Raw genomic sequence first — 23,499 nt, forward strand, 5'->3', positions numbered from 1 at the left:
GCCCTGCAGGCTGGTGCGCTGCCGGTGCTGCGCAAGCCTTTCGCGCTCGGTGATCTGCGGACGGCCGTCGAGCGGCTCCTGGCGGGCCGACCCGGCCGCATCCTCCCGTTCCGGCGGACGGACGACGACGGGGACGGGCGCGCCGGTTGAACGGCGGGAGGCCGCCGAGACGGCTCTCCCATTCAGCGCCGCGTGGGGGAAGCCGGCTCGCTCCGAACGGCTCCGAAGAGCCGGCCTCACACCTGGGCGGCCACCCCGAACGCCTCCCACGACATGCTGATATTGTGGTCGCTGCTCACAGGTCCGCTTCCTCCTACTGAGCGGACTTCTGCACCTGCACGCTTGAAAGTCCGCAGGGGGTCAGGAGTTCGCCCCCGCCTTGTTCGGCTTCGCGCCATCAGCGGACCGTCGGCCGAAACCGCCGGAATGGCCGCTTGTAGCCCCACAGCTACCGTTGAGTTGGAATGGTCGGTCCGGCTGGAGTTCTGGGACATCGGACGCTTCGGAACGACCTCGAACGTCGGTTCAGCCGAATCAAGCTGGGTGAGGCGGTCTGTGCAAGGCCGAGGCATTGACGAAAGCCCCGAGATAATTTCCGTTCGATGTCACATCCGGCCTGAGTGCGTCGTCACCCTCGTGGACCAATCACGTGGGGAGAGTGCAATGAGCGCAGCTATTCCGGTGCTAGCCGGCCTTCTCGGCGTAGGACTAGCCGGCAACGGCATCTTCATGCTCGCCTCACCTGAGGCATGGTACTTCGCGGTGCCGGGTGTGACGACGACAGGCCCCTTCAATCAGCACTTCCTGCGCGATATCGGCCTGATCTTCGTGCTGGTCGGGTCGGGGTTTATATACGGTGCGGTGAGACCCAGTTCGCGCGTACTGCTTTGGAGCATGGGTGCAATCTGGCTCTCAGGGCATGCGCTGTTCCACTTGTGGGAGGTCGCGGTGGGCATTTGCGGGCCGGAGGTTCTGCCCCGCGACTTCCCGGCGGTGACACTTCCTGCGCTCATTGCGGTTGCCTTCAGCATCTGGTCGTTTCGCCATGCCGACCATTGATGATCCGACCTTCGTCTTCGAACAGGAGCGGGCGCGGCTCGTCCGACTCGCCTACCGCATGCTCGGTTCTCTCGGCGAGGCCGAGGATGTCGTACAGGACGCCTGGCTCCGCTGGCGGCACGTCGACCATGCTGGTGTGTCCTCATCCGGGGCCTTCCTGTCGCGTACGGTGACGCGGCTTTGCCTGGACGTCATGAAGTCCGCTCGGGTGAGGCGAGAGACCTACTTTGGAACGTGGTTGCCCGAGCCCGTTACCGTGGGTCCAGACGAAGCCCCTGAGGATGACCTGACACTCACGCTGATGCTCGCCCTGGAGAGGCTCTCGCCTCTGGAGCGGGCTGCGTTCCTCCTGCACGACGTCTTCGCGGTCCCACTCGCGGAGATCGCGGCGACACTCCGGCGTGAGCCTCCGGCTGTCCGTCAGCTCGCCGCGAGAGCCAGGAAACATGTGCAGTCCGCGCGCCCGCGCTTCCCCGTCGAGAGGGAAGAGGGGGCACGCATCGCGAAGGCCTTCTTCGAGGCATCGGCGACAGGCGACGTCGCTGCGCTCCGCAGCATGCTCGCCGATGCCGTCATCGTGCACTCCGATGGTGGCGGGAAGGTGCACGCATTCCCGCGGCCGATCATCGGGATCGACAAGGTTACGCGTATGTTCGAAGGCGCTGCGCGGAAGGCGTGGATCCAGCAGGCCCAGAAGCTGCAGGACCTTTGGATCGATGGGCTGCCGGGCTATTTCAGCCTGGAGCCGGGCGGAACACTCCAGACCGTCGCTCTGGATATCCAGGGCGGCCTGATCGTCGGCATCTACTTCACCCGCAACCCGGACAAGCTCGAACGCATGGCAAGGTTGTTTGGAGGGGCGGCGGGAGCGCCGATGCCTCACTGAGCCTCAACGCCGGGCGATTGCGAGTTCCCTGCGGCAGACCGTCGAAAACGCGCAAAGCGGGTCGAGGCCGCTGGCATGGTGGATGTCCGCGAAGTCGGAGAGGTCCTTGTTCGGGGCGAAATAAGTCTCGCCGATGCGCTGCATGACACGCTCCGCCTCTTCGAGAGTCTCCGGCTCTCCGAAGAGCCGGATCTTGTTGACGATGGCCTAGAGGTTCACCAGTTTGGCCGGGTCGTCGAGGTCATGCCGGAAGGCGTCGCCGAACAAGGTCGACGCCTCCCGGATGAACTCGCCGTAAAGCGCTTCCCGTCGCGCGCGATCCCGCACCAGCAGAGTTGCACGCTCTTGGCTGTGTTGCGTCAGCCATGTGGTCGCGAACGAGGCCATCGCGCCGATGGCGGAACCCGCAAGCGCGGAAAGCGCCGAGACGTAGGCCGCATCCATCGGCTGCGTCCCTCAGGCCCCGCGCTTCGGCTGCGCTGCCAGCCAGTCGCTGTAACGCCGCTCCGACAGCCACGCGTCACCGGTGGGTGTGAGCCAGCGGTTTTCGAGGAGCACCCCAAAGTACGGTGCTGTGTCGTCCGTGATGACTTCGCGCGTTTCGCCGATGCCATCGAAGTGGCGCTTCACCAACTCGACCATCGGTAGCCGCTCAGGGCCCGCAATCTCGATCATGGTGTTCCGTGGTGGCGCCAGGGCGGCCTCGGCGACCTTCGCGGCTACATCGGCCGAAGCGATCGGCTGGATCGACGCCGAGGTCACACGCGCGATGCCGTCGATGATTGCTGCTCCCGCAATCGTGCCGACGAACTCGAAGAACTGCGTGGCGCGGACCACCGTCCAGGGCACGCCCGCCGAGGCGATCAATTCCTCCTGGGCGAGCTTGGCGCGGAAGTAGCCACTATCCAGCAGGAACTCGGTCCCGACCACCGAGAGCGCTACGTGATGCGTGACGCCCGCAGCCTTCTCAGCCGCCGCGAGGTTCCGTCCGGCGCGGACGAAGAAGTCCATCACCGCGTCATCAGCAAAGGAGGGCGAGTTGGCGACATCGACGACGACGCCGGCGTCCTGCAACGCATCCGCGAGCCCCTCGCCCGTGACAGTGTTCACCCCCGTATTGGGCGAAGCCGCGAGCACCTCGTGGCCAGCGCTCCTCAGGTTGGCGACAACCTGCGAGCCAATCAGCCCAGTGCCGCCGATGACGACGATCTTCATATGACGCTCCATCTCACTCCAGTCCCATCGGGACCGTCGTGGACATGACGAGGAGCGCCCTTTGCAGTGTGACATCGGCGCGGAAGATCGATGTACCCAAAGTGGGCTTGGCGAGGGCTTGACCTTGTAGGGTGCTCGGGACGCCGGCGGCTGTGGAAAAAGCCGTGCCAGTTCGAGCCTGCCGGGACGGTACGCCATCTCGTGAAAGCGCATCCTCGGGACAAATCCCGAGGATGAACCATTACCGATGGGGTCACCCGTGCGTGATCCCCAGTTTCAACAGGCATGATGTCGGGCAGACTCAGGGTTACTGCAAACCACCGATGCCACGAGCAGGATCGGTGATCGGCCCCCACGCGGTGGTCCAAGTTCTAAGTTAGTGCAGGGTCGGCCTTTGCTCCACGGGTCGCTTGGCCGGCGGAGCCGACCGGGTGAGCGCAGCCGGCCAAGCGGTGAAGGCCGGCACGAACACCTCCGGGGCCGGTGGTCGGTAGCCGAGCGAGGCGTGCGGGCGCACGCTGTTGTAGTGTAGACGCCAACTCTCGATCACGATCTGCGCCTCCTTGAGCGTGTAGAAGATCTCACCGTTCAAAAGCTCGTCCCGTAGTCGTGCGTTGAAGCTCTCGACGTAACCGTTCTCCCATGGCGAGCCGGGTGCGATGTAGGCTGTTCTGGCGCCGACACCGGTGATCCAGGCCTGCACGGACTTGGCGATGAACTCCGGACCGTTGTCCGAGCGGATGTGGCCGGGCACGCCGCGCAGGATGAACAGGTCGGACAGCACGTCGATCACGTCCGCCGCCTTCAGCTTGCGTGCGACGCGGATCGCCAGGCACTCCCGCGTGAACTCATCGACCACGTTCAGCATCCGGAACTTGCGGCCCTCGTGCGTGCGGGCTTCGACAAAGTCGTAGGACCAGACGTGATCGCGACGCTCCGCCCGCAATCGCAGGCAGGAACCATCCCCGTCCCAGATGCGGCCGCGCTTGGGCTGCCGAGACGGGACCTTCAGCCCCTCGCGCCGCCAGATCCGTTCGACCCGCTTGTCGTTGACGAACCAGCCCGCCGCCTTCAGCAATGCACCGATCTTCCGGTAGCCGTAGCGCCCGTACTGGCGAGCCAGTTCCACGAGGTCGGCTGTCAGCGCGGCCTCATCCTCTCTTCCCCGCGGCACCTTGCGCTGCGTCGAGCGATGCTGCCCGAGCGCCCGACAGGCGCGGCGCTCGGAGACGTCTAGGACGTTCATGACATGCGCGATGCAGGCGCGTCGGCGCGCGGGGCTGGTCAGTTTCCCCGAGCGGCCTCCTGCAGGATCAGCTTGTCGAGGGTGAGATCCGCAATCGCCTTGCGCAGCCGCTGGTTCTCAACCTCCAAGTCCTTCATCCGTCGAACCTGATCGCTCTTCAGGCCGCCGTACTCCTTGCGCCAGCGATAGTAGGTCACTTCCGTCACGCCGATGGCCCGGATCGCCTCCGCCACGCTCTGGCCCTGCGAGACCAGAACATCCACCTGCCGCAGCTTGGCGACCACGTCTTCCGGCTTGTGCCGCTTCGTTCCCATCTGTCCGTCCTCATCTGGCTCAAAAGCCATACCTCAGGGCGGACCACTTCAGTGGGGGCGGATCAGGCTCGCCATTCGACTATCGGCTGCCGATCGAGGACGTACAGAGGGTGGCGTGATACACCATTTCAAATTAAGTCTACATACCCTTCTCCCTACGAGGGCTGCTTAAGATCCCATCCAGAATTTAGATCAGACACCTCGCGAGGAAAGCAACGACCTAAGGACGAGACAACGGGTGCGGATTGCTGGCAGTTATATTACTACTATTCACGACCAATATTAAACCATACGCTCTCCAGCACCATAGCGCGCCAGTCTGAATGTTGGGGATCCATATGCACAATGTAAATGTTGGCTTCATCTAAGGCATCAAGGCCGCCAACAGCGTGAATACGCTCGCCGAGCCGGAGGAGTTCTCGCCAGTAGGAATCTCCAGTTAGGTCTGCGCCAACACGGCCGAGATCCGGCCCAAGCTGTGCCCTTCCGGGTACCTGCCATGTAGTGAGTACTCCTCCGTCGCGCACGGCACTGAAGGTTAGGCCAACGCGCTCGCTCTCAACCATGCTACGCAGCAGAGCATCGGTGGCGACATCCGTGTCCGAGCCCTCATTTCTGTGCACGAACGCCTCCTCAAACTGCTCAGCAGAGGCGTTCATCGCCCGATGCCGCCTAGCCCATTGCCGCGCTTATGGCGGTACGTCCGGTCAGGCTTCGATCGCCACCGCAGCAATGTGGAATGCTTGATGTAACGCGCAAATCGCACACTTATGTCATCGGCGTGTGGAGCGGGCGGCGATGGCCCGGCTTCCGACAGATCAACCCCGAACTCTGGTGAGAGCAATTGCAAGTGATAGCTACTGATGGCCGCCAGAAATACTCATAGGAAACACGCGGCGAGCAAATTAGTCGCTCACACAGACATTTGCAGCATAGTAACCGCTTTAATAGGCCCGATACTTGCGATAATCAGAGCAGCAGCCGGCCTTGAATCACAATTTCGACCGCTGAACTGCCCTTTGGGTCAGCGAGTACTACCCCGACAGATCGGCCTTTAGACAAAAAGATTCGGGCGGCACCGGCGTCGAAAGCTCGCATCAAATGCGCGGTATCGCCCTCGATCTGCCCGTCTCCAGAATATGTATTTCGGTCAAGATAGCTATCGATCTCATAGCTGACGATGCCGAGGTTAAGCAGATCATCCCCAATCGTGAGATCCCCCCGTCCACGTATCGTACCAAGATATCTAAGCATAGACCTCTTACCAATGCTAGTCATTGCATTAAATTTCCTAATTTATAGCGATGGAAGCTATCGGAACGTTAAGCAGGATCGAGCCTGTACCAAATTATAGTCGCTCTTTTTCTGCTTGGAGTTCGTCGGCTGTTACGAAAAACAGGGATGAAAGACAACGCATCGCTTCCACACGGCGATTATTTTCTACATTCTTCCCGTCATTAGGTACCGCCAGCGCTTCCATGAACGCAGCGTCAACTGATTCGTTGTCTAGACGTTCGGCGAGTCGCCGCAACGATTGATGGCCAGTATAGCATGTTTTTGCATCTATTTTTATCGCGAGAACAACATCTGCGACAGCTGGTCCGAGTTCCATGCTTCGATGTCGTGAGTACGCCGACACAAGTGATTGACTTTTCCCAAACCAGTAATACTCAAGACCTGTCAATCTTGGGAGTGCCATGATCAGCTCCATCTTTCCGGATTTATCGGCAGTATACTAAGTGCATATTGTTATTATGGTCGCTAGCACCGCAAGTGTAATGCTAACGTTTTTACTACGATTTGGGCCGAGTTCCGCCATGATAGCCGCATCATGGTACCAGGCCGAGCCGGACAACTCAGGTTGTTTTGTTTCTGATTTAGTTATCTCCTCCGGCTTTCTCCGATCGAGGCGTGAAGCCTTCTGATTCGGGTTTGCCGGTTCAACCTTGCCGCCGAAGATCTGAGGCCTGAACACAGATATGCTCATAGATCGACTCTTTGTTTTAAAACTGGCAATTCAATCAGCTCAATATTTAGTGATCATTGGTTCGTATTCAACCCCTATAAAAAATTAATGTCAGAAATAATCGTATTTTTTTAGGCGGTCATTTGCAAAAGTTTGAGGAACGAAGGATGTCTCGAATCGTTGTTTATTAGGGACATAAGATATATGCCAAATTCTTTCCGCTCATATGGCTGGAATTTGTCATGTACTCAACGTAGGGACGGAAGTCATGGCGACAATACTACGGTTCGGACGTAAAGTGCGGCTTCCATCAACATTCGAGATAAAGCGAGAGCTCATGATGATGGTCAAAGCGGATGCTATTGCTGCTGCATTGAAGGCCCAAGAATGTAGTGCAGATGATTTTGCGGACATATTGGAAGAGTTGAATATAAAATATCACGTTTCGCGAGACAGAGTGAACATGCTTCTCTGTCGTTTCGGGCCAGGGTGGTCCGGGGCGATGGAGGCGGCAAAAAGTCTCAATGCGCGGAAGCATCAGTACGACTTTAGGAACAATGGGCCAAAGGATTTTGCCTAGCAGCCTGCTGCTTACGAAAAGTTGGATGCAGCATGTCGACAACGCTTTTCATCCAGGCGGCGGGCACCTGCGCGGTGCACTCAACTGAGTCGATTCGATTCGTGCTCTGCGTGAGCGAGGCCGGAACGAGCCAATACTGAAGGTAATGCGTCCCAACATCGCCGTGGTGAGGTATGGCAACGAACTTGCAACTTGGCAGCCCTTATCGAAGGTCCGGGAGCGACACGATCCTGCCGTTCAGCATCCACCGGCCGAACCGCCGCTTTCCACCTCAAAGCCATCCTCTGACGGTCAAGCTCCTAAAATTGCGATCGGTCCCAAGTTCGAGAATATGAATTTGAGCTGCATGACGGCTATCACGTGATTGACTTCGGATAGAGCGCCACTATTGTCTGTCCTGCACCGATCGACGTAGAATATGCGCGGGTCGGGTACGAGAACGGATGTGAGGCCGCCATAGGCCCTGCCGCTTCTCACGTTGGAAAGATGCGCCCCGAGCGGATGACCCGCTGCGGGGCTTTTTCATCCCCCGCGCATCATGAGCCGCTGCGTCATCCGACAAGCCCAGCTTGAGCCAGGTCGCCCGCATGCAAGTGGAGCGGTGACGAGGGTTGAAGCAGCCTGCTGCAGTTATTGGCGCTACCGTAGCAGGCGGGTGACGAGGCCTATCAGGCGAAGGACCCAAATCCTTCGAACGCATTCGTCGGCGGTGCAGTCGGCTTGCTGCCGTCCTTCGGCAGGGCATCTGCGCCCTCGGCAAGCTGATGGATCATTTGATTAGGTTCGCTTGGGTGGATCTGGTTCAAGACAGAGGCAAGCGGCGAGGCAGAGCGATCGAGCTGCGTGTCTGAAGTCATCCGAACTCCTTAAAAATGCGACCGCGGAAACGGCCGAGCTTCGGATATGCCATGGCGGATGATTTGCAAACCGTTGCGGGTGTGAAGTGCGAGCGGGCGCACTTAGGCAAGGGTTCGTAGAGCTCGGCCGCCTCACCACTCCCGCCCTGCGTCTCGGCACCCTGGATGCGACCTATCTCTCGTTCGCGCGTTCCTTCAGGAGACAAAAGTCTTAGGAGGAATATAAATGAGCCCACATCAATTTTTGGTGGCAGTCTCGGCAGTAATGCTCGTGTCCAAAGCTGCACATGCCGAGCCACCCAAAGCTGCCGTTTTCGACTTCCAGCTTGCGAACCTCGGCGCCCAAAGTCCAACCGGTGAGGACCAAGCCCGCCTCGGCCCCCTCACCGATCTGCTACGTCAGCAGCTACAGGAGAGCGGTCGCTATCAGATCGTGTCCACGGATCCCGTGAGGGCTGAGGTCGAGAAGAGTTCCGACCTGCGCAAGTGCGGCGGATGCGCCGAAGATTATGCTCGCAAACTCAATGCGGACGTTGCGATCACTGGCGAGATCCAGAAGGTCTCCAACTTGCTCCTCAATATCAACGTCTACGTGAAGGATCTGAAGGCCGACACGCCCGAACAAGCTTATAGTGTCGATATTCGCGGCAACAACGACACCTCGTTCGATCGCGGTGTGAAGTACCTCGTGAAGAACAACATGCCCCCCCGACTGAGGCAGTGTCACCGCAGAAGTGAGGCTGGCTGCGGGCTTGCGGCCTGTGCCGCTATACAGCTCTCAGAAGCCTATCGGCTCCCGAACCCAGTCTGATCTTTCTCAATCGCTCTCAACGCGTTCTCGAACGCCTTGGCCTCGGTGGGGAACGAACGGTCGGACCTCTCGGTCAGCTTACCGTGCTTCCTCAGCGCCCATTCGAAATGGCCTTCGGGTTTCTTCAGCGGCTCGACCGTGATGGAATAGGGGTGCGGGACTTCGTTCGTCATAGCACCGGTATGCCATGCGGGTCGTCCAGCCACTAGCGCCGCGGTGGACTGGACACCGACAGGCCGCACCCGCCTCTGCGGCCTATGATTCGGTTCGGCAATCTCCCCCCTGGGATCACAACCAAGCTCAACTCTACTTTTTCCGGGGGTAGGCGCGTTCGCTCACAGGGCGGCGGCTAGCTGGCAGAAGGTAATATCTGTCCAACACCAGATTGCCTGCGTGATTTTTTATCGCAAGGATGATCCGTCCCAACGACTTCTGTTCATTGGCGTATGTTCGCGCTTCGCGTTCGCCGCCGACGGCACTGTAATACTCGATATCGTCGGCCTAGTCGTTCAGTATCTCGACCGACCAAGCCATTGATTTTTCTCTGACGCTAGTGGAGATCATTAGATCGCAGGCACAGGCCGGCGGGGCAAGCTAGTTGAGATCTGGGCAGATTTGCATGGCGCGAAGGTAAGTAGGGCGTAGCACCGCACGGGAGGGCTAGCATGTTCGGCATCTTCGGCCGTAAGCGTCGCGAGAAAGAGTGTCGGCGCCGAGAGGAGCAGGAGAACCGCCTGCGCTGCGCGCGGCTTCTCGATGCCTCTGGCTTATCCCGGTCGGCAGCGAACGACAGCCAGATGAACCCGGCCTCGCCCTCGGGCATGGTGTTGAGCCCGCTCTCCTCAATCGCGCCGAGCTACGGCGTGTGTCGGATCACTCGTCCTTCGATAGCTGCACCACCTCGTCGTCCTACTTGGACAGTGGGTCGTCCTGCAGCGAGGGCGGATCGTCGGGCGGCGGAGACTGAGGTTGGCACTATCAGCGGCCTAATGTCTGCCGCTCAACCCGGTCGACGCAGTGACATCGGTTCCTGCAGGTTCGAAAAAGCGCTCGCCTATGAGAGCGCCGTCTGCATCGAAAAGCCCTTGCCAGCCGGAATATTCGGTCGTAACCGTCACACGAGCACGGCCTTCATCGGAGCCACTTCCGATTTCGACACGGCTGGCGACCAACCCGCGACGCTCCTGGCTCTGAAGACTGGCCGCTGTCATTCCGAGCTTACTGGCAAGGGATGCCGGATCGACAATCCATGCGCCGTCTGGGTCGCATTCAAATCGCATGGTGTGCCCTCCTTGTCGCACGACAGCTTTGGCGGGCTGAGATGCACCGTAACGCATCCCAGGGGGCGGCAGGGGAAAACCTGCTACTGCGCGATCGCTGCCCTGCAGCCCGGGGGACCCTGGCATCCCCAAAACTATACGGGTGGTCGGGGGCCCCCAGCTTTCCTAGCGCCAAGGTCGTGAAGCCCGGCAACAGGGTAACAGGTAACAGCGCCCATTGCCGAAGCGAGCGGACCAAAATTCCTCAGCCAAGCCGAGTTCGCCCGTCACCGCGGCGTGTCGCGCAAGGCTGTAACCATTTGGAAGCAGAAGGGCTTACTTGTTCTCGACGGCACCGGCCGCGTGGATGTGGAAGCCACCGAGTGGAACCTCGACCAGCGGCCAACGACCTATCGGGGCGGTGTAACCCATCGCTCGGTGAGGGCTAAGGACGGTAACAACGCCTCTCACGCCGACGCAGCCCCGAAGCCGGCACCGAAGCCCGCTCCCGAGCCGCACCCGCGCCCGGCGCCTCTCGATGGCGACGGCGGCCAGGAAGATGCCTTCGACCCCGACGACCCGAACCTGCCGACGGCCATTGCGGTCCGGCGCAAGGAAAACTGGCTCGGCCTCCACCGGAAGCAGATCGTCGAGCGGGGCGGCAGCAAGCTCGTTGATCGACCCGCAGCCGAGGCAGCGTTCTTCGAGGAAGGCCGGGCGCTCCGAGATGCCTGGCTGGCGTGGTCGGCCCGGGTCGCGATCGAGATGGCCGATGAGGTCAAGATCGAACCGAGGCAGCTAACGTCGGTCCTGACCGCCTATGTCAAAAAGCACCTCAGCGAACTCGGTGAGCCCTCCGCCGGCCACGGAGCAATGCACGTGACATGGCGAGATCATTGGACGGCAGGTCCCGGGAGCCGAGGGCGAGATGCCTTCTCCCGGCCTCTCGGGTCTGTCGGGGGAGCTAGGGTGTTGTATCGACGACGCCACCGCCGACGTGGCCTTCGCTCGTATGGAGCAATCCCCTCTCCTTGAGGTCGAGGTTTTTGGACAACAGCTTGTGCTGATCGGTGCACCAGTTCTTCAGGTGTTCAATGGCTTCCGTCATTGTGCCCTCCTGCACTTACTAGCCCCGCGCGCCGCAGCGAGCATCCGCTTCCGCACCTCCGCCATGCGGTCGTCGTAAGTGGCGCTGGCCGCTACGGCTTCCTGCCCGACAGCCTTGTAGATCTCCATCGCGGTCGCATGGTCCAGCGGGGGCCTGCATGGCAGTGCGCTAGCTGTCCGGCACCTGCTCGATGCGAGCAACCGTGCGCACAATCGCCAGAACCTCGCGGCGCAGTTGATCATCCTCAATCTCGCTGAAGGCGTGCAGGAGATCGATGGCGCCATGAGTGCGTAAAAAACCGAACACCTCGGCCCGGTCCCTACCTCCGCCCTCGTCGCCATCGTAGAAGGACGAGACTCGCACTTCGAGCACGCGAGCGATGTCGCTCAGGCGGCTGGCGCCGACTCGGTTCACGCTGTTCTCGTACTTCTGGACCTGCTGGAACGTCACGCCGATGGAGCTACCGAGCGCGGTCTGCGAAATCCCCTTGGACTTGCGCAGCACCTTGATGCGCTCTCCGACAAGACGGTCTTGCTCGGTCGCACGCTTCGGCGGGACGCTTGGGGTGTCCATGGCTTCAGGCCTGTACGGGAGAACAGTAAGGCATGCACCCAGGAAGCCTCCAGCAACTGCTGCGCGAGGATTTTGGTTGCAGCGATCCAAGCACCTGCGCGCCTCGGCTAGCCACTCATCAGCCCCGCGGCGCCCGCCAGCCGGCCGCCTTTGCCTCGTCCTCCGAGCAGAACAGGCGCTCGCCAGCGCGGTCGTTGATGCGGGTGCGCTCGTAGTCGCGCGAGCCGGGCAAGTGATAGATACGCTCTCCGCCGGCTGAAATGTTGCCCTTGATGTTGCAGCCACTCGCCTTGTTCGGTGGCGTGACAGTCTCAGGCCTCGAGCGTTCACCGCCAGCACGCTTCGCTCGTCGCCACTCGGATGGATCTTGGAACTTGCCCGCCCAGATGCCGTGCCGGAGCGCCTTCGCGGTGAGTTCAGTGTTGACGTAGTCCTCGGTGTAGCGCCGGTACGCAACGGCGTGGCCTTGTCCGACCATCCAGGCGTTCAGGTCCTCCGCGTCAGCCCGGCAAACGGCGACGACTCGGCCGTAGCGGTCGGTCTCGCGCGGATCACATGTTACGAGGCGTTTGCCGATGTGATCCGCGAGAGCCAGAGCAGCCACCTGTCCGCAGCGGTAGTCCTTGCCGGCGGCGTCCTTGCAGAGCTGGGCGCTTTCCGGCGCGTCGATGCCGTGAAGGCGGATGCGCGTTCCACGAACGTCGAGCGTGTCGCCATCGACAATCGAGGCTCGGCCGACGAACGGCTCAGCGTGGGCTGGCGTGGCGAGAAGCAGGACAAGGAGCCAGGACCGGGAGCGCATCTCGCCACTTTATCACACCGTCGCAGGTCGCCTCAGCCTGGGCGCACGGCTTTAGCGCCGAAGCGCTCGATGAAGTCCGTGCAGGCCTCATGGATGTTCGCCCAAGCGGTGGCGCCGAAATACCAGCAGGGTGAAGAGTTGGGGCGCAGGACGCCGAAGGCCTTGCGCCACTCGGCGGCCTCTGCGGGGAGCGGATCGAACGCGAGTTTGGGAAAGAGCATCTCGGCTGCCGGCTGATGGCGGGGCCGACGGCATAGGGGAGGTGGGTTGCTCCAGGCCTACCGCCCAGCCGCCATCACGCCTTCTGCGCCCGCGCCAGCAGGATCGCGGTGCGGATCGCGCCGCACTTCAGGACCGCGCTCGGCTCGGAATTGGCCATGACCGAGATGGCCCAACCATGCCCGGCGACGATCCTCGGCCTGATCGAGCGCGAGAAGGCGATCGAGAACCCGTCGCACGAGAGAGCGGCCGTGACCCCCTGCTTCGTCGCCGTCACCCTGGCCGGCCTGCTCGCGAGCGGGAAGCCGGCCAAGGACGCTCGCGCCTACCTCCACATCGGGCCGAGTACGCGCATCAGCCCGGTGGTCACGGCGCCGGCTGATCGTCCTCACGCGCGCTCAGAGATCACCATCGGGCCGCTGACGACGTTCGCCCGAGAGACGCCAGAGGAGGTGGTGCGGGCGCCCTGCGTGGAGCGAGGACCGCCGCCGCAGTGATCAAAAACTGACGCGGACGCGGAGACAGGTTTCAACCCGAGACGTCTATCAAAGCTCAACGAATCCGATTTCTATTAGGACTACAATCTGGCCAATTCATAAATAAAAAGCACGATTTCGTTACTGCCTCGTGCATATTTCTAAAGCATTCATTATATCCCGATTCAGTTCATTTCTACCATCGGTACAGGCCAGATTATGCCTTTGTCTAAAGCACTGTACGAAGACGTTCTGCAGAATCCGTGCCCATTCTGCGGAACCGTGCATGTTCGGAAAGGTGCGTGGTTTGCAACAGCTGCAAAGTATCAATGCTATCAATGTGATGCAACAATCCTCTTAACTTATCCGCAGAAGATCGAATTATTTGCCTTGCATCAAAGCAATAAGGATAAGATCGAGTCTGGCTAAAGATCTAATTAATAATAATTATTTCTCAAGTCATCTCAATTGATCTAATATCGGGTAGTTGTATAAAATCAATATCAGCAACTCGCTTGTAAAAGATCTTCGGCGATTTGAGCTGGGCTGCGGTGTCCAGCAGTCTGCGGACATCGGCCCGGCGATCGAGCGGACGCGGCCCTACATCGGGGATTGGTGGCGGACAGGGGCGCTTTCGTTCGGAGGGGCGGCACCGAGTTGAGGCGGACTATCAGCCCGCCTCTAGCCGTCTACCTCATGCCCGCCCTCCGGCCGGCTCTTCCATCTCGATACCCATACTTGCCCCGCCCGGCTCAGCCGCGGCGGGGTTTTTCGTGCGCGCTAGACGCCGGAGGAGGTGGTGCGAGCTCCGTGCGTGGAGCGCGAGCCGATGGCACGATGATCGTCGCTCTGCGAGGGCCCGCCTTCGACCCTTTGCGGCCTCTCAAAAAGGCCGCTCACCGGCGGTCTGGTAGCGGACAAGTAGTACTGGGTTGGGTGGATTTCTGCCAATCCGCTCTTGAGCGTCGGACTTCGAAAGCTGACGCTCGACGTTCGACTGGCTCCAACCGAAGGCGGTACATTTGGTTCGGGTATGGTCCGCCACAGATGCGCATGATCCTGCGACCGCCCGTGAGCCGTCGGTAGCCTGCAGCGCTGGGCGGACGGGACCTTTTGCAAGAATCGGGACTTATGTGCCGATGACCGATCCAGCCGATCCCTCAATTCCCTATGCCCTCGTCGTCGACGACGAGGGCCTCATCCGCATGGATGCGATGGACATCTTGCAGAAGGTGGGGTTCCGCACCTTCGAGGCCGGCGACGGCGACAAGGCCATAGCGCTGCTGGCCCGTGAGCACGCCCTCATCGTCCTGGTGTTCACCGACGTCCAGATGCCACCTCCCGCGATGGCTTCGCCGTGGCTCGCGAGACTGCTCAACGATGGCCACACATCGCCATCGTCGTAGCCTCAGGCCAAGCGCATCCGGGACCCGGCGACATGCCCGAAGGGGCTCGCTTCATCGGCAAGCCGTTCACTGCCGAAATGGTGCACGACCATCTCAAGGAGATCCTGCCAGACGGGCTTAAGCCGGCCCCGTTGCGCGACATGGCTTGACCGGCCAGTCGCCGCAGTTTGCCGGATACATTTGCCGGCGTTCCGCATTATTGGGGGTCGAAGGTCGAGTGTCGACCAGAATCCTCGGGACGACGCAGGGCGCATGGAGGCGAGCACGGAAGACCAGGGGCAGCCCGTCGACCTGACATCCTGCGACCGCGAGCCGATCCACATTCTCGGCGCGGTGCAGCCGTTCGGCTTCCTCCTTGGCGTCTCGTCGGACTGGATCGTGGTGCGCGCCAGCGCCAACGCCCCGGAGTGGCTCGGACGGCCGGCCGAGGACCTTCTCGGACTTCCGCTCGACATCCTAGTCGATCAGGAGGCCATCCACCTGTTACGCGGCCACCTGCAGACCCTGCGCGGTCCCGACGCCGTGGATAGGGTCTTCGGCGTCCGCCTCGTGCCAGACAAGCCCGTCTTCGACATCGCCCTGCACGTGTCCGGCGGCGCCATCGTCATGGAGGCCGAGCCGAGCGCGCCCGAGCACCTCAGCGCCGGCAACCTCGTGCGCAACATTGTCTCCCGCCTGCAGCATACGGTGGAGTTGGAACCGCTCTGCCGCGAGGCCGCAAGGCAAATGCGTGCACTCACCGGCTTCGACCGGGTCATGGTCTATCGCTTCGCCCCCGATGGCTCGGGCGAGGTCATCGCCGAGGCCGTACGCTCGGGCCTCGACCGCTACCTCGGCCTGTACTACCCGGCCTCCGACATCCCCAAACAGGCTCGCGCCCTCTACGAACGGAACTGGCTGCGCATCATCGCCGACATCGATGCCCCGGCCATCCCGGTGGTCCCGGCGCGTGACCCCATGGGCGAGCCCCTCGACCTGTCGCTCTCGACCCTGCGCACGGTGTCGCCAATCCACCTCGAATACCTACGCAACATGGGCGTCGCCGCCTCGCTGTCGGTCTCCATCCTGCGCGGGGGCCGCCTCTGGGGCCTGTTCGCTTGCCACCACACGGAGCCGCGGCACATCTCCCTGGAGCGCCGGACCGCCGCCGAGCTATTCGGGCAGATGTTCTCCTGGATCCTGGAGAGCCGCGAGCGGGAGGTCCTCGCCGCCCAGGAGGCACTCGCCCGCGAAACCCACAACCGCCTGATGAGCGCCATGGCCGCTGGCGGCACCGGTTTGGAGGGGCTGGCCGACTTCGCCGAAGAGTTGTCGGGCATCGTCGCCTGCGACGGGCTGGGCCTATGGGTCGACGGCGAGATCACCCTGCAAGGCATGACGCCGACGCGGGAGGAGTTTACCGGCCTCGTGCGCTTCCTCAACCGCACGGCGGCGAGCAGGGTCTACGCCACGGAAGAGATCGGGCGGTTCCACGAGCCTGGCCGCGACTTCACCGAGCGGGCGGCCGGGATGCTGGCCGTGCCCGTGTCACGCACGCCCCGAGACTTCTTGGTGTTCTTCCGCAAGGAGGTGGCGCGGACCGTGACGTGGGCGGGCAATCCGGAGAAGCCCGCAAGCCTCGGCCCGAACGGTGTCCGCCTGACGCCGCGCAAGAGCTTCGAGACGTGGCGCGAGGTCGTCCATGGCCGTTCGCTCCCCTGGTCGGAGGCGGAAGCCCGCACCGCCGAGGCGCTGAGGGTCACGCTCCTTGAGGTGATCCTCCGGCTCAGCGACACGGCCGAGCGCGAGCGCAAGGAGGCGCAGGAGCGGCAAGAACTCCTCATCGCCGAGTTGAACCACCGGGTGCGCAACATCCTGAACCTGATCCGGGGCGTGGTCACCCAGAGCCGGGCCAACGCCGGCGACGCGGACGACTTCACCGAAGTGGTCGGCGACCGCATCCAGGCGCTCGCCCGGGCCCACGACCAGGTCACCTCGGCCAACTGGGGACCCGGCTCGCTCGCCGAGCTCCTCACCGTCGAAGCCTCAGCCTACCTCGGCGCCAAGGCCGACCGCGTCGTCCTCGACGGCGTCGACATTCTGCTCGAACCGCAGGCCTTCACGACCATGGCGCTCGTCGTGCACGAGCTGATGACGAACTCGGCCAAGTACGGTGCACTCAGCGACAGCGGCGGTCGGGTCGATGTGCGCTGGGAGCGGGATGGCTTCGACAGCCTCTTGGTGCATTGGACCGAGACGGGCGGCCCCGTTGTCAAGGCTCCGACCCGGCGCGGGTTCGGCTCGACCATCATCGAGCGTTCCGTCCCCTATGAACTGAAGGGCGAGGCCGAGGTACGTTACGCGTTGACCGGCCTGACCGCGCGGTTCTCGATCCCGGCCGCCTTCGTCCGCGCAGCGCCGCCGCGGGCGGTCCGCGTCGTCCAGCCCGAAGCGGTCCCGTCCTTTTTGCTCAGTGGGACAGCGCTTGTGGTCGAGGACAACATGATCATCGCCTTGGAGGCGGAGGAGGCGCTCACCGCGCTGGGGGCCGATTCGGTCGACATGGCGGCCTCAGTCCGGGAGGCGCTCCGGGTGATCGACGCTTCGCCGCCGGACCGGGCGCTTCTCGATGTGAACCTCGGGTCAGAGACGAGCATCGCCGTTGCTCGGCGCTTGGCGGAACTCGGTATCCCGTTTGCGTTCGCAACCGGCTACGGCGAGAGCTTCCAGGTCCCGCCGGACCTGGGCGACGTGCCGGTGATCAAGAAGCCCTACGGAGCCGACAGCTTGCGGCAAGCATTTGGCCGCTCCCGAACCCACTGAACCCGCAATGGCGCAGGCAGAAGCCGATGCCGAAGCCGATGCTAAGGCTCGCGCGGCGGCGCTCCGAGTTGTCGAGGCGCCGAGCTGTACAAAATTGCTGTTTCGGCGCGGCGCTACGGTAGGCGAGTTGCCAATAGCCCATGCGTGATGGGTCAGCTTCCGACCCCTATCGGACCCTTGGCCTTTCCGGTTCGGGCGTCCGTTTCGGAAGCTGGAGGGGACCTGATGGCGACGTCCTTGGTATGCGTGGGAACGGACAGCTCAAAGCGCAGTGCTGCGCGTGTCCATGCCCAGCGATCTTGCCAGAAGGGCACGGGCCCGGCTCACGCGGCTCTTCACAGTGCCGACTTGGCAGCCGATGAGCTCGGCGGCGTCCTCGTAGGTCAGGCCCTGGGCGCCCACGAGAAGCAGCGCCTCGCGCATGGCCGCTGGCAGCTTAGCAAGGTGCTGCTTGACCTGCTGCAACTCGCTGTTGGCTTCCTGGGCAGCGGATGCCACCATTTGGCCGGCCATAGTCCCGTCGGCGTCCTCGACCTCGCGCTTCCGCTTGCGGATGTCAGTGTAGAAATGGTTGCGCAGGATGGTGCAGAGCCATGCCTGCAAGTTGCTGCCGGGCTCGAACCTGTCCTGGTTCTTCCACGCCTTGAGCAAGGTCTCCTGCACCAAGTCGTCGGCAACAGCATGGTTCATGGCGAGAGACAGCGCGAAGGCACGCAGGCTCGGAAGAGACGCGAGGAGCCCGTCTCGGAAGTCTGCAGCCTCCCTGTCGTACGAAGCGCCGTCGAGCCGCGCGATCAGGTCCAGCAGTGTCGATGGCTGCACCTCGGCCAACATGGAGGCGTAGTAGCTGCGCAACTCGGAGCCTAGGTGTTGGCGCGCGCCCTCGGGAATTCGGCTCTCACGCGAGCGGGACGGAGCTGTCCGGGAAGTTCCTTCGGCCATGCCTGTCCCTTTCGCCTCCCCTCATATGCCGCTTGGTCCGGGACGGATCGGCACCTAGCGAGGGAGCTTCTGGCAGGCTCATGCTGAATGCGAGCTAACGAAGTCTTCATCAGATTGTCGAAAGAGCTGGGCAGTACACGGCCGAGTTCCTTTTCGCGGGCTGCGGCTAGCCGCGACAGGCCGTGTCGAAGCCTTCAAGCTTCAAGCATTTCGGTTGACAATGCTTCGCTAGAAGCTGGTTTCGAACCCCAGGACAAGGTTCTGCTAACCCTTGAGCATAATGCCCGCTGTGCCTTGCGGAAAGACGCGACGGCTTCATTGTTCGGCAACGTGCCGGGGCCTTGCTGGCACAGTTCGTCATCGGGCCGCCATCAGAGCAGCCGGACGGGCAATGGGGGTCGAACAAGCCTGGGACAAAGCTCGATGCTCGCTCTCGTCCTCGACGATGCCGAGATGAACAACCTGGTGATGGTCGCCTCGTTGCGGCCGCTCGCCGGCTGCACGCCGCAGGCCTTCACCGTGCCGGCCGAGGCGCTCGCCTTCGCAGAGGCGCGGGCGTCCGAGATCGGGGTCGTCATCACCGATTACGAGATGCCGGGCATGAACGGCGTCGCGTTCATCCGGGCGGTGCGGCGCATTCCCGGCCTCACCAACGTTCCCACGGTCATGGTGACGAGCCACGACCAGCGGAGCCTGCGCCGCGAGGCACTGGAGGCGGGGGCGACCGACTTCCTCACCAAGCCCGCCGACGCGGTCGAGATCCGTGCCCGCGTCACGAACCTGCTCGCCCTCTCCGCGGCCCACCGGGCGCAGCGCGACCATGCCGCGCAGCTCGCCCGCGAGGTCGCGGCGGCGGTGGCCCTGGTCGAAGAGCGCGAGCGCGAGATCGTCTCGACGCTCATGCGCGCCGCCGAGCACCGCGACTCCGACACCGGCGATCACATCGCCCGCGTCTCCGCCTATGTCGGGCTGATCGCCGAGGCGATGCGGATGCCCGCATCCGACGCCCGGCAGCTCTGTCTGGCCGCGACCATGCACGACGTCGGCAAGATCGCCGTACCGGACGCAATCCTGCTCAAGCCGGGCGCTCTCACCCCCGAGGAGCGCCGGGAGATGGAGCAGCACGCCGACCGGGGACGGCGCATCCTGGGCGGCAGCGACTCGCCCGTCATGCGCCTCGCCGCCGAGATCGCGGGAAGCCATCACGAGCGCTGGGACGGGACCGGTTACCCCTATCGCCTGAAGGGCGAGGCCATCCCCCTGTCCGGCCGCATCGTCGCGGTGGCCGACGTCTTCGACGCGCTGACGACCCAGCGTCCCTACAAGCCGGCTTGGTCACCGGAGCATGCACGGGCCTTTCTGCAGGAGAACGCCGGCTCCCATTTCGACCCGGCGGTGGTCACAGCATTCTTGAGCCGGTGGGCCCAGGTTGAGGCGAACCTGCGTCTGCGAACAGCGCTGCATTCGGTGCCGGTCGCCGCCTAAACGCCGGCACCGGCACCGGCACCGGCATCAGCGACAACACATGCGTCGATTCAGGTGGAGCACGTCACGGTCCGGACGCGCGTCGGTCTACTCCCGGAACTGTCTCGCTTGGCGCTGCGTTACGGGCTCATTCCTGATCCTGGAGACGAGTTAATGCAGCCGCAGGTCAACGTTTCGAGCCGGTCCGAAGTCACGGTGCCTTCCCTGCTGATCGCCTTTCTCGGCTTTGCCGCGTCGACCGTCGGCGTCGTCGGAATCATGACCCTGCTTGGGACCCTCGCCTGAGGAACCGATGTTCCTCATCCGTAGGTAGTCTCCGATCGAACCTGCAGCATGTGCCAAAGGCATTTGGCAAACCCTGCGGGCCTCTTTCCTAGCGGACGCTTATGTCGATCTGCGAAACTGGCCGCTAACGACAGTTCAGAATGGGAGTGAAGCGGCGGGCATGTGCCTCCCAGACTTCGCTGCGCCGAAAGCAAATCATGCACCGGATAACGGCGGTTCCGACATGCCTAACTTGGGTTATGCGCTAACGCTTGATTCATAAATGACCGAGCAGCAGAGAGTCGTAGGCACCCTGTTAACTTGGTGATGCTAGCCCGAAGCTGAATAGAAGGCACTCGGCGGGTCACCTTGGTTCACGGTTTCGGACGTTTGTGGAGCAGACTGGCGCCGACCTACCGCGTGGCCAGCACCTTCCATCAGGATCGCGACGGCACAGTCACCGTCATCGTTGCGCTCGCCGCAACGACCCTGATGGGACTCGTGGGTGGGGCGATCGACTATGCCCGGCTGGTCTCGGCCCGGAGCCAGATTCAGCAGGCCACCGACGCCGGTGTGATGGCCGGTGGCAACGCCCTCAAGCTCGTCGTCTCCAACACCGCCTCGGTCATCGGCTTGACCACCCAGACCATCCAGGACGAGATCAAGGACAGCGCCAAAAACCCCGTCACAATCCAGGTTGACGTCGCCAGCGACAAAACCAGCGTGACGGCCGTCGTCGAACAAACCGTCCACCTCTCCTTCGGGCCGTTCGTCGGCATGTCGGAGTCCAAGGTTTCGGCCAAAGCGAAGGCCAGCGTCGTCGGCAAGATGCGGCTATGCATGCTCGCGCTCGACCCCGCTGCGGCCGGTGCGTTCAACCTCGAAAAGAGTGCGCAGGTCACGGCCTACGATTGTGCGCTCTACTCCAACTCTAGCAACTCGGGTGGGATGGTCGGGCGCAACAACTCGATGGCGCGGGCGCAGACCATCTGCTCGGCCGGTGGCTTCAAGGACGACCGGGCCAATTTCACGCCCAATCCGCAGACCAACTGCCCCGTCATCGCCGATCCGCTGGCCGATCGTCCCGCGCCGCCTGTCGGCAGTTGCCTGAACTTGCCTAACCTTATGCAGACCCTCGATGCCATGACCGGCAAAAGCAAGGGGAAGAACCCGGTCCCGACGAACTACACGCTCAGCCCCGGCACCTACTGCGGCGGCCTTAAGATCACCAAGGACTCCGTGGTGACCCTGCGGCCGGGCATCTACGTGATGAAGGACGGTCCGCTGATCGTGGACAAAAAGGCCACGCTGACCGGCACCGGCGTGGCGTTCTACTTCACCGGCGACAACGCGGGGCTCCTGTTCGACAAGAGGACCACCATCAGCCTGTCGGCGCCGACCACTGGTGTCATGGCCGGGCTGCTGATGAGTGAGGAGCGGACGGTGATGGCTCCGACCGACCCGGCCGACTTGGTCGATACTCTGCTCGGTGACGTGATTACGCCAACCCCTCCGCCCTTGGCTGCGACCAAGCCGATGCGCATCTACCGCATCATCAGCGACAATGCCCGCAACGTGCTTGGCACCATCTATTTGCCGAGCGGGCGCTTGGTGATCGACGCCAGCCGCCCAGTGGCTGATATGTCGGCCTACACCGTCGTTGTGGCCCAGCAGATCAATCTCTACGAGGGGCCGAACCTCGTTCTCAACGCCAACTACGGCAACTCCAGCGTGCCGGTGCCGAAGGGGGTTGGCCCTGTCTCGGGACGGCTCCTGCTTAGCCAGTGACATGGACCGTAGCGCGCCACCATACTGGTTGTGCTCTCTCAGGCTTCTTCGGATTGTGGGAGGCAGGGCGAAATGCCGTATCGTCTGCTTCGAGCTGCAATCCAGACGTTGACCTCGCAATCAACGAATGACCGCTATCCACCCTCAGCGGACGTCCGAATGGGCATCAAGGGTCGGATTTGGACCGCTGGCAAGCGGGGAGAGCCGGCAAGGACGCTCGCGCCTATCTCTACATCGGGCCGAGCACGCGCATCAGCCCGGTCGCTGCCGATCCCGGTAGCCGGCCGCATGCCCGCTCCGAGATCACCATCGGACCACTGACGTCGCTCGCGCAGGAGACGCGGGAGGAGGTGGTGCGGGCTCCGTGCGTCGAGCGCGGGAACAGATCGGCAGAGCAGTGATCAAAAGCTGACACTCGGGTCTGCCTCCGAGCCGAAGTGGCCTCAGTCCGGCGCCTGCTCTACCCCCCTTCCTCCTGTGGCATTCCAGGAACGGTTTGCCTCCCCTTTCAGTCTCAATGGTGAAGCAGGTTGAAGACGTCCTACGGGAGGCCAGCAGTGACCAACGATCGACACATAGCAAACTTAGTGGCCGATGCGCTTCTCTTGGAGCATGTGGCGGACGCCATAGCAGCCGCCGCACTCGCCCACCGCGACAAAAACAAATTAAATGAAGAGCGCTCTCTGCGGAGGATGACGCGCTCACATCGGATCAAAGCACTTCTTTTTTTCGGGCAGGCGGCTGCACTACGTGGCTGCCTGATCGATGCTAACGATCTCTAGCGAGAGGATGCCTGATAGCAAACGTCACATTCATGAATACAAAAGGACGGTCGGGTCACGCAATTGTGAGGCAACCGTTTTAACTATCTGGGCCTTGAGGCGGCCGGAGACGCGCCCTTGACCGATGAAACGCATATTCCCCTTGCCGTTGCAGTGAAGTCCCTTACCAGTATCGAGCTAATAGATACGGGCCATACCGTTGATGTACGTTTTACCGCAGCTGATGGACAGATGATTGCAGTGCTGATCCCGCGGGGTGTTTTCGCAGAGTTGCAGGCGAGCGAGTTGGGAGCACCCGCACCGGTCGATATCCCCGAGCGGCGCTCCTGAGTATTCATTTTAACATCGGCTTTCCGTCCAGCGCGGACATCGGGCCGGCGATTGAGCGGACCCGCCCCTACATCGGCGACTGATGGCGGACAGGGGGCTTCCTTTCGGAGGGGGCGCGCCGGGGTGAGGTTATCCGCCCCTAACAATTAGTTGAACCAGAGTGGTGTTGCCAACTCAAGCTAGCGGCCGATTTGCGGCACATCCTCTGACGCGGGGATTGCAGCGTTGGCCCAAGCATCTGACCCCGGCGGAGCCGGAAACAAAACGGACCCCCTGATCGCCATCTTCAGGCTCTGCACTGAAGCCGCGCAGATCATTGATCCAGCCGA

23 protein-coding genes and 2 pseudogenes are annotated in these 23,499 nt (G+C 62.3%); 11 read left to right on the top strand and 14 right to left on the bottom strand.

The window, feature by feature from the left end:
• Positions 1-663: 663 nt before the first annotated feature.
• Both OVA30_RS23015 and OVA30_RS23020 read left to right on the top strand, forming a co-directional pair.
• Complete coding sequence (locus tag OVA30_RS23015; RefSeq protein WP_056154152.1) at positions 664-1,059, top strand: hypothetical protein; 396 nt, start codon at positions 664-666, stop codon at positions 1,057-1,059.
• Positions 1,046-1,945: a sigma-70 family RNA polymerase sigma factor gene (locus tag OVA30_RS23020; RefSeq protein ID WP_056154149.1), complete on the top strand. Its 900-nt coding sequence runs from the start codon at positions 1,046-1,048 to the stop codon at positions 1,943-1,945. The genes OVA30_RS23015 and OVA30_RS23020 overlap by 14 nt, the downstream gene beginning before the upstream one ends.
• 3 nt (positions 1,946-1,948) lie before the next feature.
• Here the strand turns inward: OVA30_RS23020 and OVA30_RS23025 are convergent, their stop codons facing one another.
• The 7 genes from OVA30_RS23025 to OVA30_RS23055 all read right to left on the bottom strand — a co-directional run bounded on the left by OVA30_RS23025 (position 1,949) and on the right by OVA30_RS23055 (position 8,123).
• Entirely contained in the window at positions 1,949-2,089 is a 141-nt protein-coding gene (locus OVA30_RS23025; RefSeq protein WP_268177066.1) for a hypothetical protein, read from the bottom strand.
• 63 nt (positions 2,090-2,152) lie between these two features.
• Positions 2,153-2,389, bottom strand: a complete 237-nt coding sequence (locus OVA30_RS23030; RefSeq protein WP_268177067.1) for a hypothetical protein — start codon at positions 2,387-2,389, stop codon at positions 2,153-2,155.
• 12 nt (positions 2,390-2,401) lie between these two features.
• A complete protein-coding gene (locus OVA30_RS23035; RefSeq protein ID WP_056154147.1) occupies positions 2,402-3,160 on the bottom strand; it encodes an SDR family oxidoreductase in 759 nt (252 codons plus the stop codon).
• Positions 3,161-3,536: 376 nt separating this feature from the next.
• A protein-coding gene (locus OVA30_RS23040; RefSeq protein WP_085985476.1) for an IS3-like element ISMex5 family transposase occupies positions 3,537-4,720 on the bottom strand; the annotation gives its coding sequence in 2 pieces (ribosomal slippage) (positions 3,537-4,456 and positions 4,456-4,720; 1,185 coding nt in all).
• A gap of 266 nt (positions 4,721-4,986) precedes the next feature.
• The gene (locus OVA30_RS23045; RefSeq protein WP_268177068.1) at positions 4,987-5,379 is read right to left on the bottom strand and encodes a hypothetical protein; all 393 of its coding nucleotides are present in this window, start codon (positions 5,377-5,379) and stop codon (positions 4,987-4,989) included.
• A 689-nt stretch (positions 5,380-6,068) separates the two neighbouring features.
• Positions 6,069-6,431, bottom strand: coding sequence for a hypothetical protein (locus OVA30_RS23050; protein ID WP_268177069.1), 363 nt, complete (start codon positions 6,429-6,431; stop codon positions 6,069-6,071).
• Between the two features lie 1,503 nt (positions 6,432-7,934).
• Positions 7,935-8,123, bottom strand: a complete 189-nt coding sequence (locus OVA30_RS23055) for a hypothetical protein (RefSeq protein WP_268177070.1) — start codon at positions 8,121-8,123, stop codon at positions 7,935-7,937.
• Between the two features lie 226 nt (positions 8,124-8,349).
• Here OVA30_RS23055 and OVA30_RS23060 point away from each other — a divergent pair.
• Positions 8,350-8,861, top strand: a pseudogene (locus tag OVA30_RS23060) (DUF3280 domain-containing protein).
• A 48-nt stretch (positions 8,862-8,909) separates the two neighbouring features.
• Here OVA30_RS23060 and OVA30_RS23065 read toward each other — a convergent pair.
• From OVA30_RS23065 to OVA30_RS23090, 6 genes and pseudogenes are all read right to left on the bottom strand, one after another.
• Entirely contained in the window at positions 8,910-9,107 is a 198-nt protein-coding gene (locus OVA30_RS23065) for a hypothetical protein (protein ID WP_056154140.1), read from the bottom strand.
• Positions 9,108-9,920: 813 nt separating this feature from the next.
• Positions 9,921-10,340: a DUF6522 family protein gene (locus tag OVA30_RS23070; RefSeq protein ID WP_326493625.1), complete on the bottom strand. Its 420-nt coding sequence runs from the start codon at positions 10,338-10,340 to the stop codon at positions 9,921-9,923.
• 817 nt (positions 10,341-11,157) lie between these two features.
• Positions 11,158-11,301, bottom strand: coding sequence for a hypothetical protein (locus OVA30_RS23075; protein ID WP_268177072.1), 144 nt, complete (start codon positions 11,299-11,301; stop codon positions 11,158-11,160).
• A gap of 168 nt (positions 11,302-11,469) precedes the next feature.
• Complete coding sequence (locus OVA30_RS23080) at positions 11,470-11,874, bottom strand: helix-turn-helix domain-containing protein (RefSeq protein ID WP_268177074.1); 405 nt, start codon at positions 11,872-11,874, stop codon at positions 11,470-11,472.
• Between the two features lie 118 nt (positions 11,875-11,992).
• Positions 11,993-12,676 (bottom strand): thermonuclease family protein, encoded by a 684-nt coding sequence (locus tag OVA30_RS23085; RefSeq protein WP_056155885.1) that lies wholly within the window; start codon positions 12,674-12,676, stop codon positions 11,993-11,995.
• Positions 12,677-12,711: 35 nt separating this feature from the next.
• Positions 12,712-12,897, bottom strand: a pseudogene (locus tag OVA30_RS23090) (hypothetical protein); the annotation flags it as partial.
• Between the two features lie 156 nt (positions 12,898-13,053).
• Here OVA30_RS23090 and OVA30_RS23095 point away from each other — a divergent pair.
• The 3 genes from OVA30_RS23095 to OVA30_RS23105 all read left to right on the top strand — a co-directional run bounded on the left by OVA30_RS23095 (position 13,054) and on the right by OVA30_RS23105 (position 17,579).
• A complete protein-coding gene (locus tag OVA30_RS23095; protein ID WP_268177546.1) occupies positions 13,054-13,392 on the top strand; it encodes a hypothetical protein in 339 nt (112 codons plus the stop codon).
• 1,118 nt (positions 13,393-14,510) lie between these two features.
• Positions 14,511-14,777, top strand: a complete 267-nt coding sequence (locus OVA30_RS25965) for a response regulator (RefSeq protein ID WP_326493626.1) — start codon at positions 14,511-14,513, stop codon at positions 14,775-14,777.
• Between the two features lie 252 nt (positions 14,778-15,029).
• Positions 15,030-17,579: an HWE histidine kinase domain-containing protein gene (locus OVA30_RS23105; protein ID WP_268177075.1), complete on the top strand. Its 2,550-nt coding sequence runs from the start codon at positions 15,030-15,032 to the stop codon at positions 17,577-17,579.
• A gap of 261 nt (positions 17,580-17,840) precedes the next feature.
• Here OVA30_RS23105 and OVA30_RS23110 read toward each other — a convergent pair whose 3' ends face one another.
• The gene (locus OVA30_RS23110; RefSeq protein ID WP_056153285.1) at positions 17,841-18,521 is read right to left on the bottom strand and encodes a sigma-70 family RNA polymerase sigma factor; all 681 of its coding nucleotides are present in this window, start codon (positions 18,519-18,521) and stop codon (positions 17,841-17,843) included.
• Between the two features lie 423 nt (positions 18,522-18,944).
• Here OVA30_RS23110 and OVA30_RS23115 point away from each other — a divergent pair, with 423 nt between their 5' ends.
• From OVA30_RS23115 to OVA30_RS23135, 5 genes are all read left to right on the top strand, one after another.
• The gene (locus OVA30_RS23115) at positions 18,945-20,006 is read left to right on the top strand and encodes an HD-GYP domain-containing protein (protein WP_268177077.1); all 1,062 of its coding nucleotides are present in this window, start codon (positions 18,945-18,947) and stop codon (positions 20,004-20,006) included.
• A 108-nt stretch (positions 20,007-20,114) separates the two neighbouring features.
• The gene (locus OVA30_RS23120; protein WP_268177079.1) at positions 20,115-20,291 is read left to right on the top strand and encodes a hypothetical protein; all 177 of its coding nucleotides are present in this window, start codon (positions 20,115-20,117) and stop codon (positions 20,289-20,291) included.
• Between the two features lie 399 nt (positions 20,292-20,690).
• Positions 20,691-22,058 (top strand): TadE/TadG family type IV pilus assembly protein, encoded by a 1,368-nt coding sequence (locus tag OVA30_RS23125; RefSeq protein WP_268177080.1) that lies wholly within the window; start codon positions 20,691-20,693, stop codon positions 22,056-22,058.
• 557 nt (positions 22,059-22,615) lie between these two features.
• A complete protein-coding gene (locus OVA30_RS23130) occupies positions 22,616-22,840 on the top strand; it encodes a hypothetical protein (RefSeq protein WP_268177081.1) in 225 nt (74 codons plus the stop codon).
• A 117-nt stretch (positions 22,841-22,957) separates the two neighbouring features.
• On the top strand, positions 22,958-23,170 hold the full coding sequence (locus tag OVA30_RS23135; protein ID WP_268177083.1) for a hypothetical protein: 213 nt from the start codon (positions 22,958-22,960) through the stop codon (positions 23,168-23,170).
• Positions 23,171-23,499 lie beyond the last annotated feature (329 nt).

This window comes from Methylorubrum sp. SL192 (genome assembly GCF_026672325.1).
GTDB classification, from domain to species: domain Bacteria; phylum Pseudomonadota; class Alphaproteobacteria; order Rhizobiales; family Beijerinckiaceae; genus Methylobacterium; species Methylobacterium extorquens.

What these genes read in the sequence shown, in the direction of transcription:
- OVA30_RS23085 (WP_056155885.1), bottom strand. Translation starts at nt 12,676, where the DNA reads ATGCGCTCCCGGTCCTGGCTCCTTGTCCTGCTTCTCGCCACGCCAGCC.
- OVA30_RS25965 (WP_326493626.1), top strand. Translation starts at nt 14,511, where the DNA reads ATGACCGATCCAGCCGATCCCTCAATTCCCTATGCCCTCGTCGTCGAC.
- OVA30_RS23050 (WP_268177069.1), bottom strand. Translation starts at nt 6,431, where the DNA reads ATGGAGCTGATCATGGCACTCCCAAGATTGACAGGTCTTGAGTATTAC.
- OVA30_RS23105 (WP_268177075.1), top strand. Translation starts at nt 15,030, where the DNA reads ATGGAGGCGAGCACGGAAGACCAGGGGCAGCCCGTCGACCTGACATCC.
- OVA30_RS23110 (WP_056153285.1), bottom strand. Translation starts at nt 18,521, where the DNA reads ATGGCCGAAGGAACTTCCCGGACAGCTCCGTCCCGCTCGCGTGAGAGC.
- OVA30_RS23065 (WP_056154140.1), bottom strand. Translation starts at nt 9,107, where the DNA reads ATGACGAACGAAGTCCCGCACCCCTATTCCATCACGGTCGAGCCGCTG.
- OVA30_RS23015 (WP_056154152.1), top strand. Translation starts at nt 664, where the DNA reads ATGAGCGCAGCTATTCCGGTGCTAGCCGGCCTTCTCGGCGTAGGACTA.
- OVA30_RS23045 (WP_268177068.1), bottom strand. Translation starts at nt 5,379, where the DNA reads ATGAACGCCTCTGCTGAGCAGTTTGAGGAGGCGTTCGTGCACAGAAAT.
- OVA30_RS23095 (WP_268177546.1), top strand. Translation starts at nt 13,054, where the DNA reads ATGACCGAGATGGCCCAACCATGCCCGGCGACGATCCTCGGCCTGATC.
- OVA30_RS23055 (WP_268177070.1), bottom strand. Translation starts at nt 8,123, where the DNA reads ATGACTTCAGACACGCAGCTCGATCGCTCTGCCTCGCCGCTTGCCTCT.
- OVA30_RS23030 (WP_268177067.1), bottom strand. Translation starts at nt 2,389, where the DNA reads ATGGATGCGGCCTACGTCTCGGCGCTTTCCGCGCTTGCGGGTTCCGCC.
- OVA30_RS23020 (WP_056154149.1), top strand. Translation starts at nt 1,046, where the DNA reads ATGCCGACCATTGATGATCCGACCTTCGTCTTCGAACAGGAGCGGGCG.
- OVA30_RS23075 (WP_268177072.1), bottom strand. Translation starts at nt 11,301, where the DNA reads ATGACGGAAGCCATTGAACACCTGAAGAACTGGTGCACCGATCAGCAC.
- OVA30_RS23025 (WP_268177066.1), bottom strand. Translation starts at nt 2,089, where the DNA reads ATGCAGCGCATCGGCGAGACTTATTTCGCCCCGAACAAGGACCTCTCC.
- OVA30_RS23070 (WP_326493625.1), bottom strand. Translation starts at nt 10,340, where the DNA reads ATGCCAGGGTCCCCCGGGCTGCAGGGCAGCGATCGCGCAGTAGCAGGT.
- OVA30_RS23115 (WP_268177077.1), top strand. Translation starts at nt 18,945, where the DNA reads ATGCTCGCTCTCGTCCTCGACGATGCCGAGATGAACAACCTGGTGATG.
- OVA30_RS23035 (WP_056154147.1), bottom strand. Translation starts at nt 3,160, where the DNA reads ATGAAGATCGTCGTCATCGGCGGCACTGGGCTGATTGGCTCGCAGGTT.
- OVA30_RS23080 (WP_268177074.1), bottom strand. Translation starts at nt 11,874, where the DNA reads ATGGACACCCCAAGCGTCCCGCCGAAGCGTGCGACCGAGCAAGACCGT.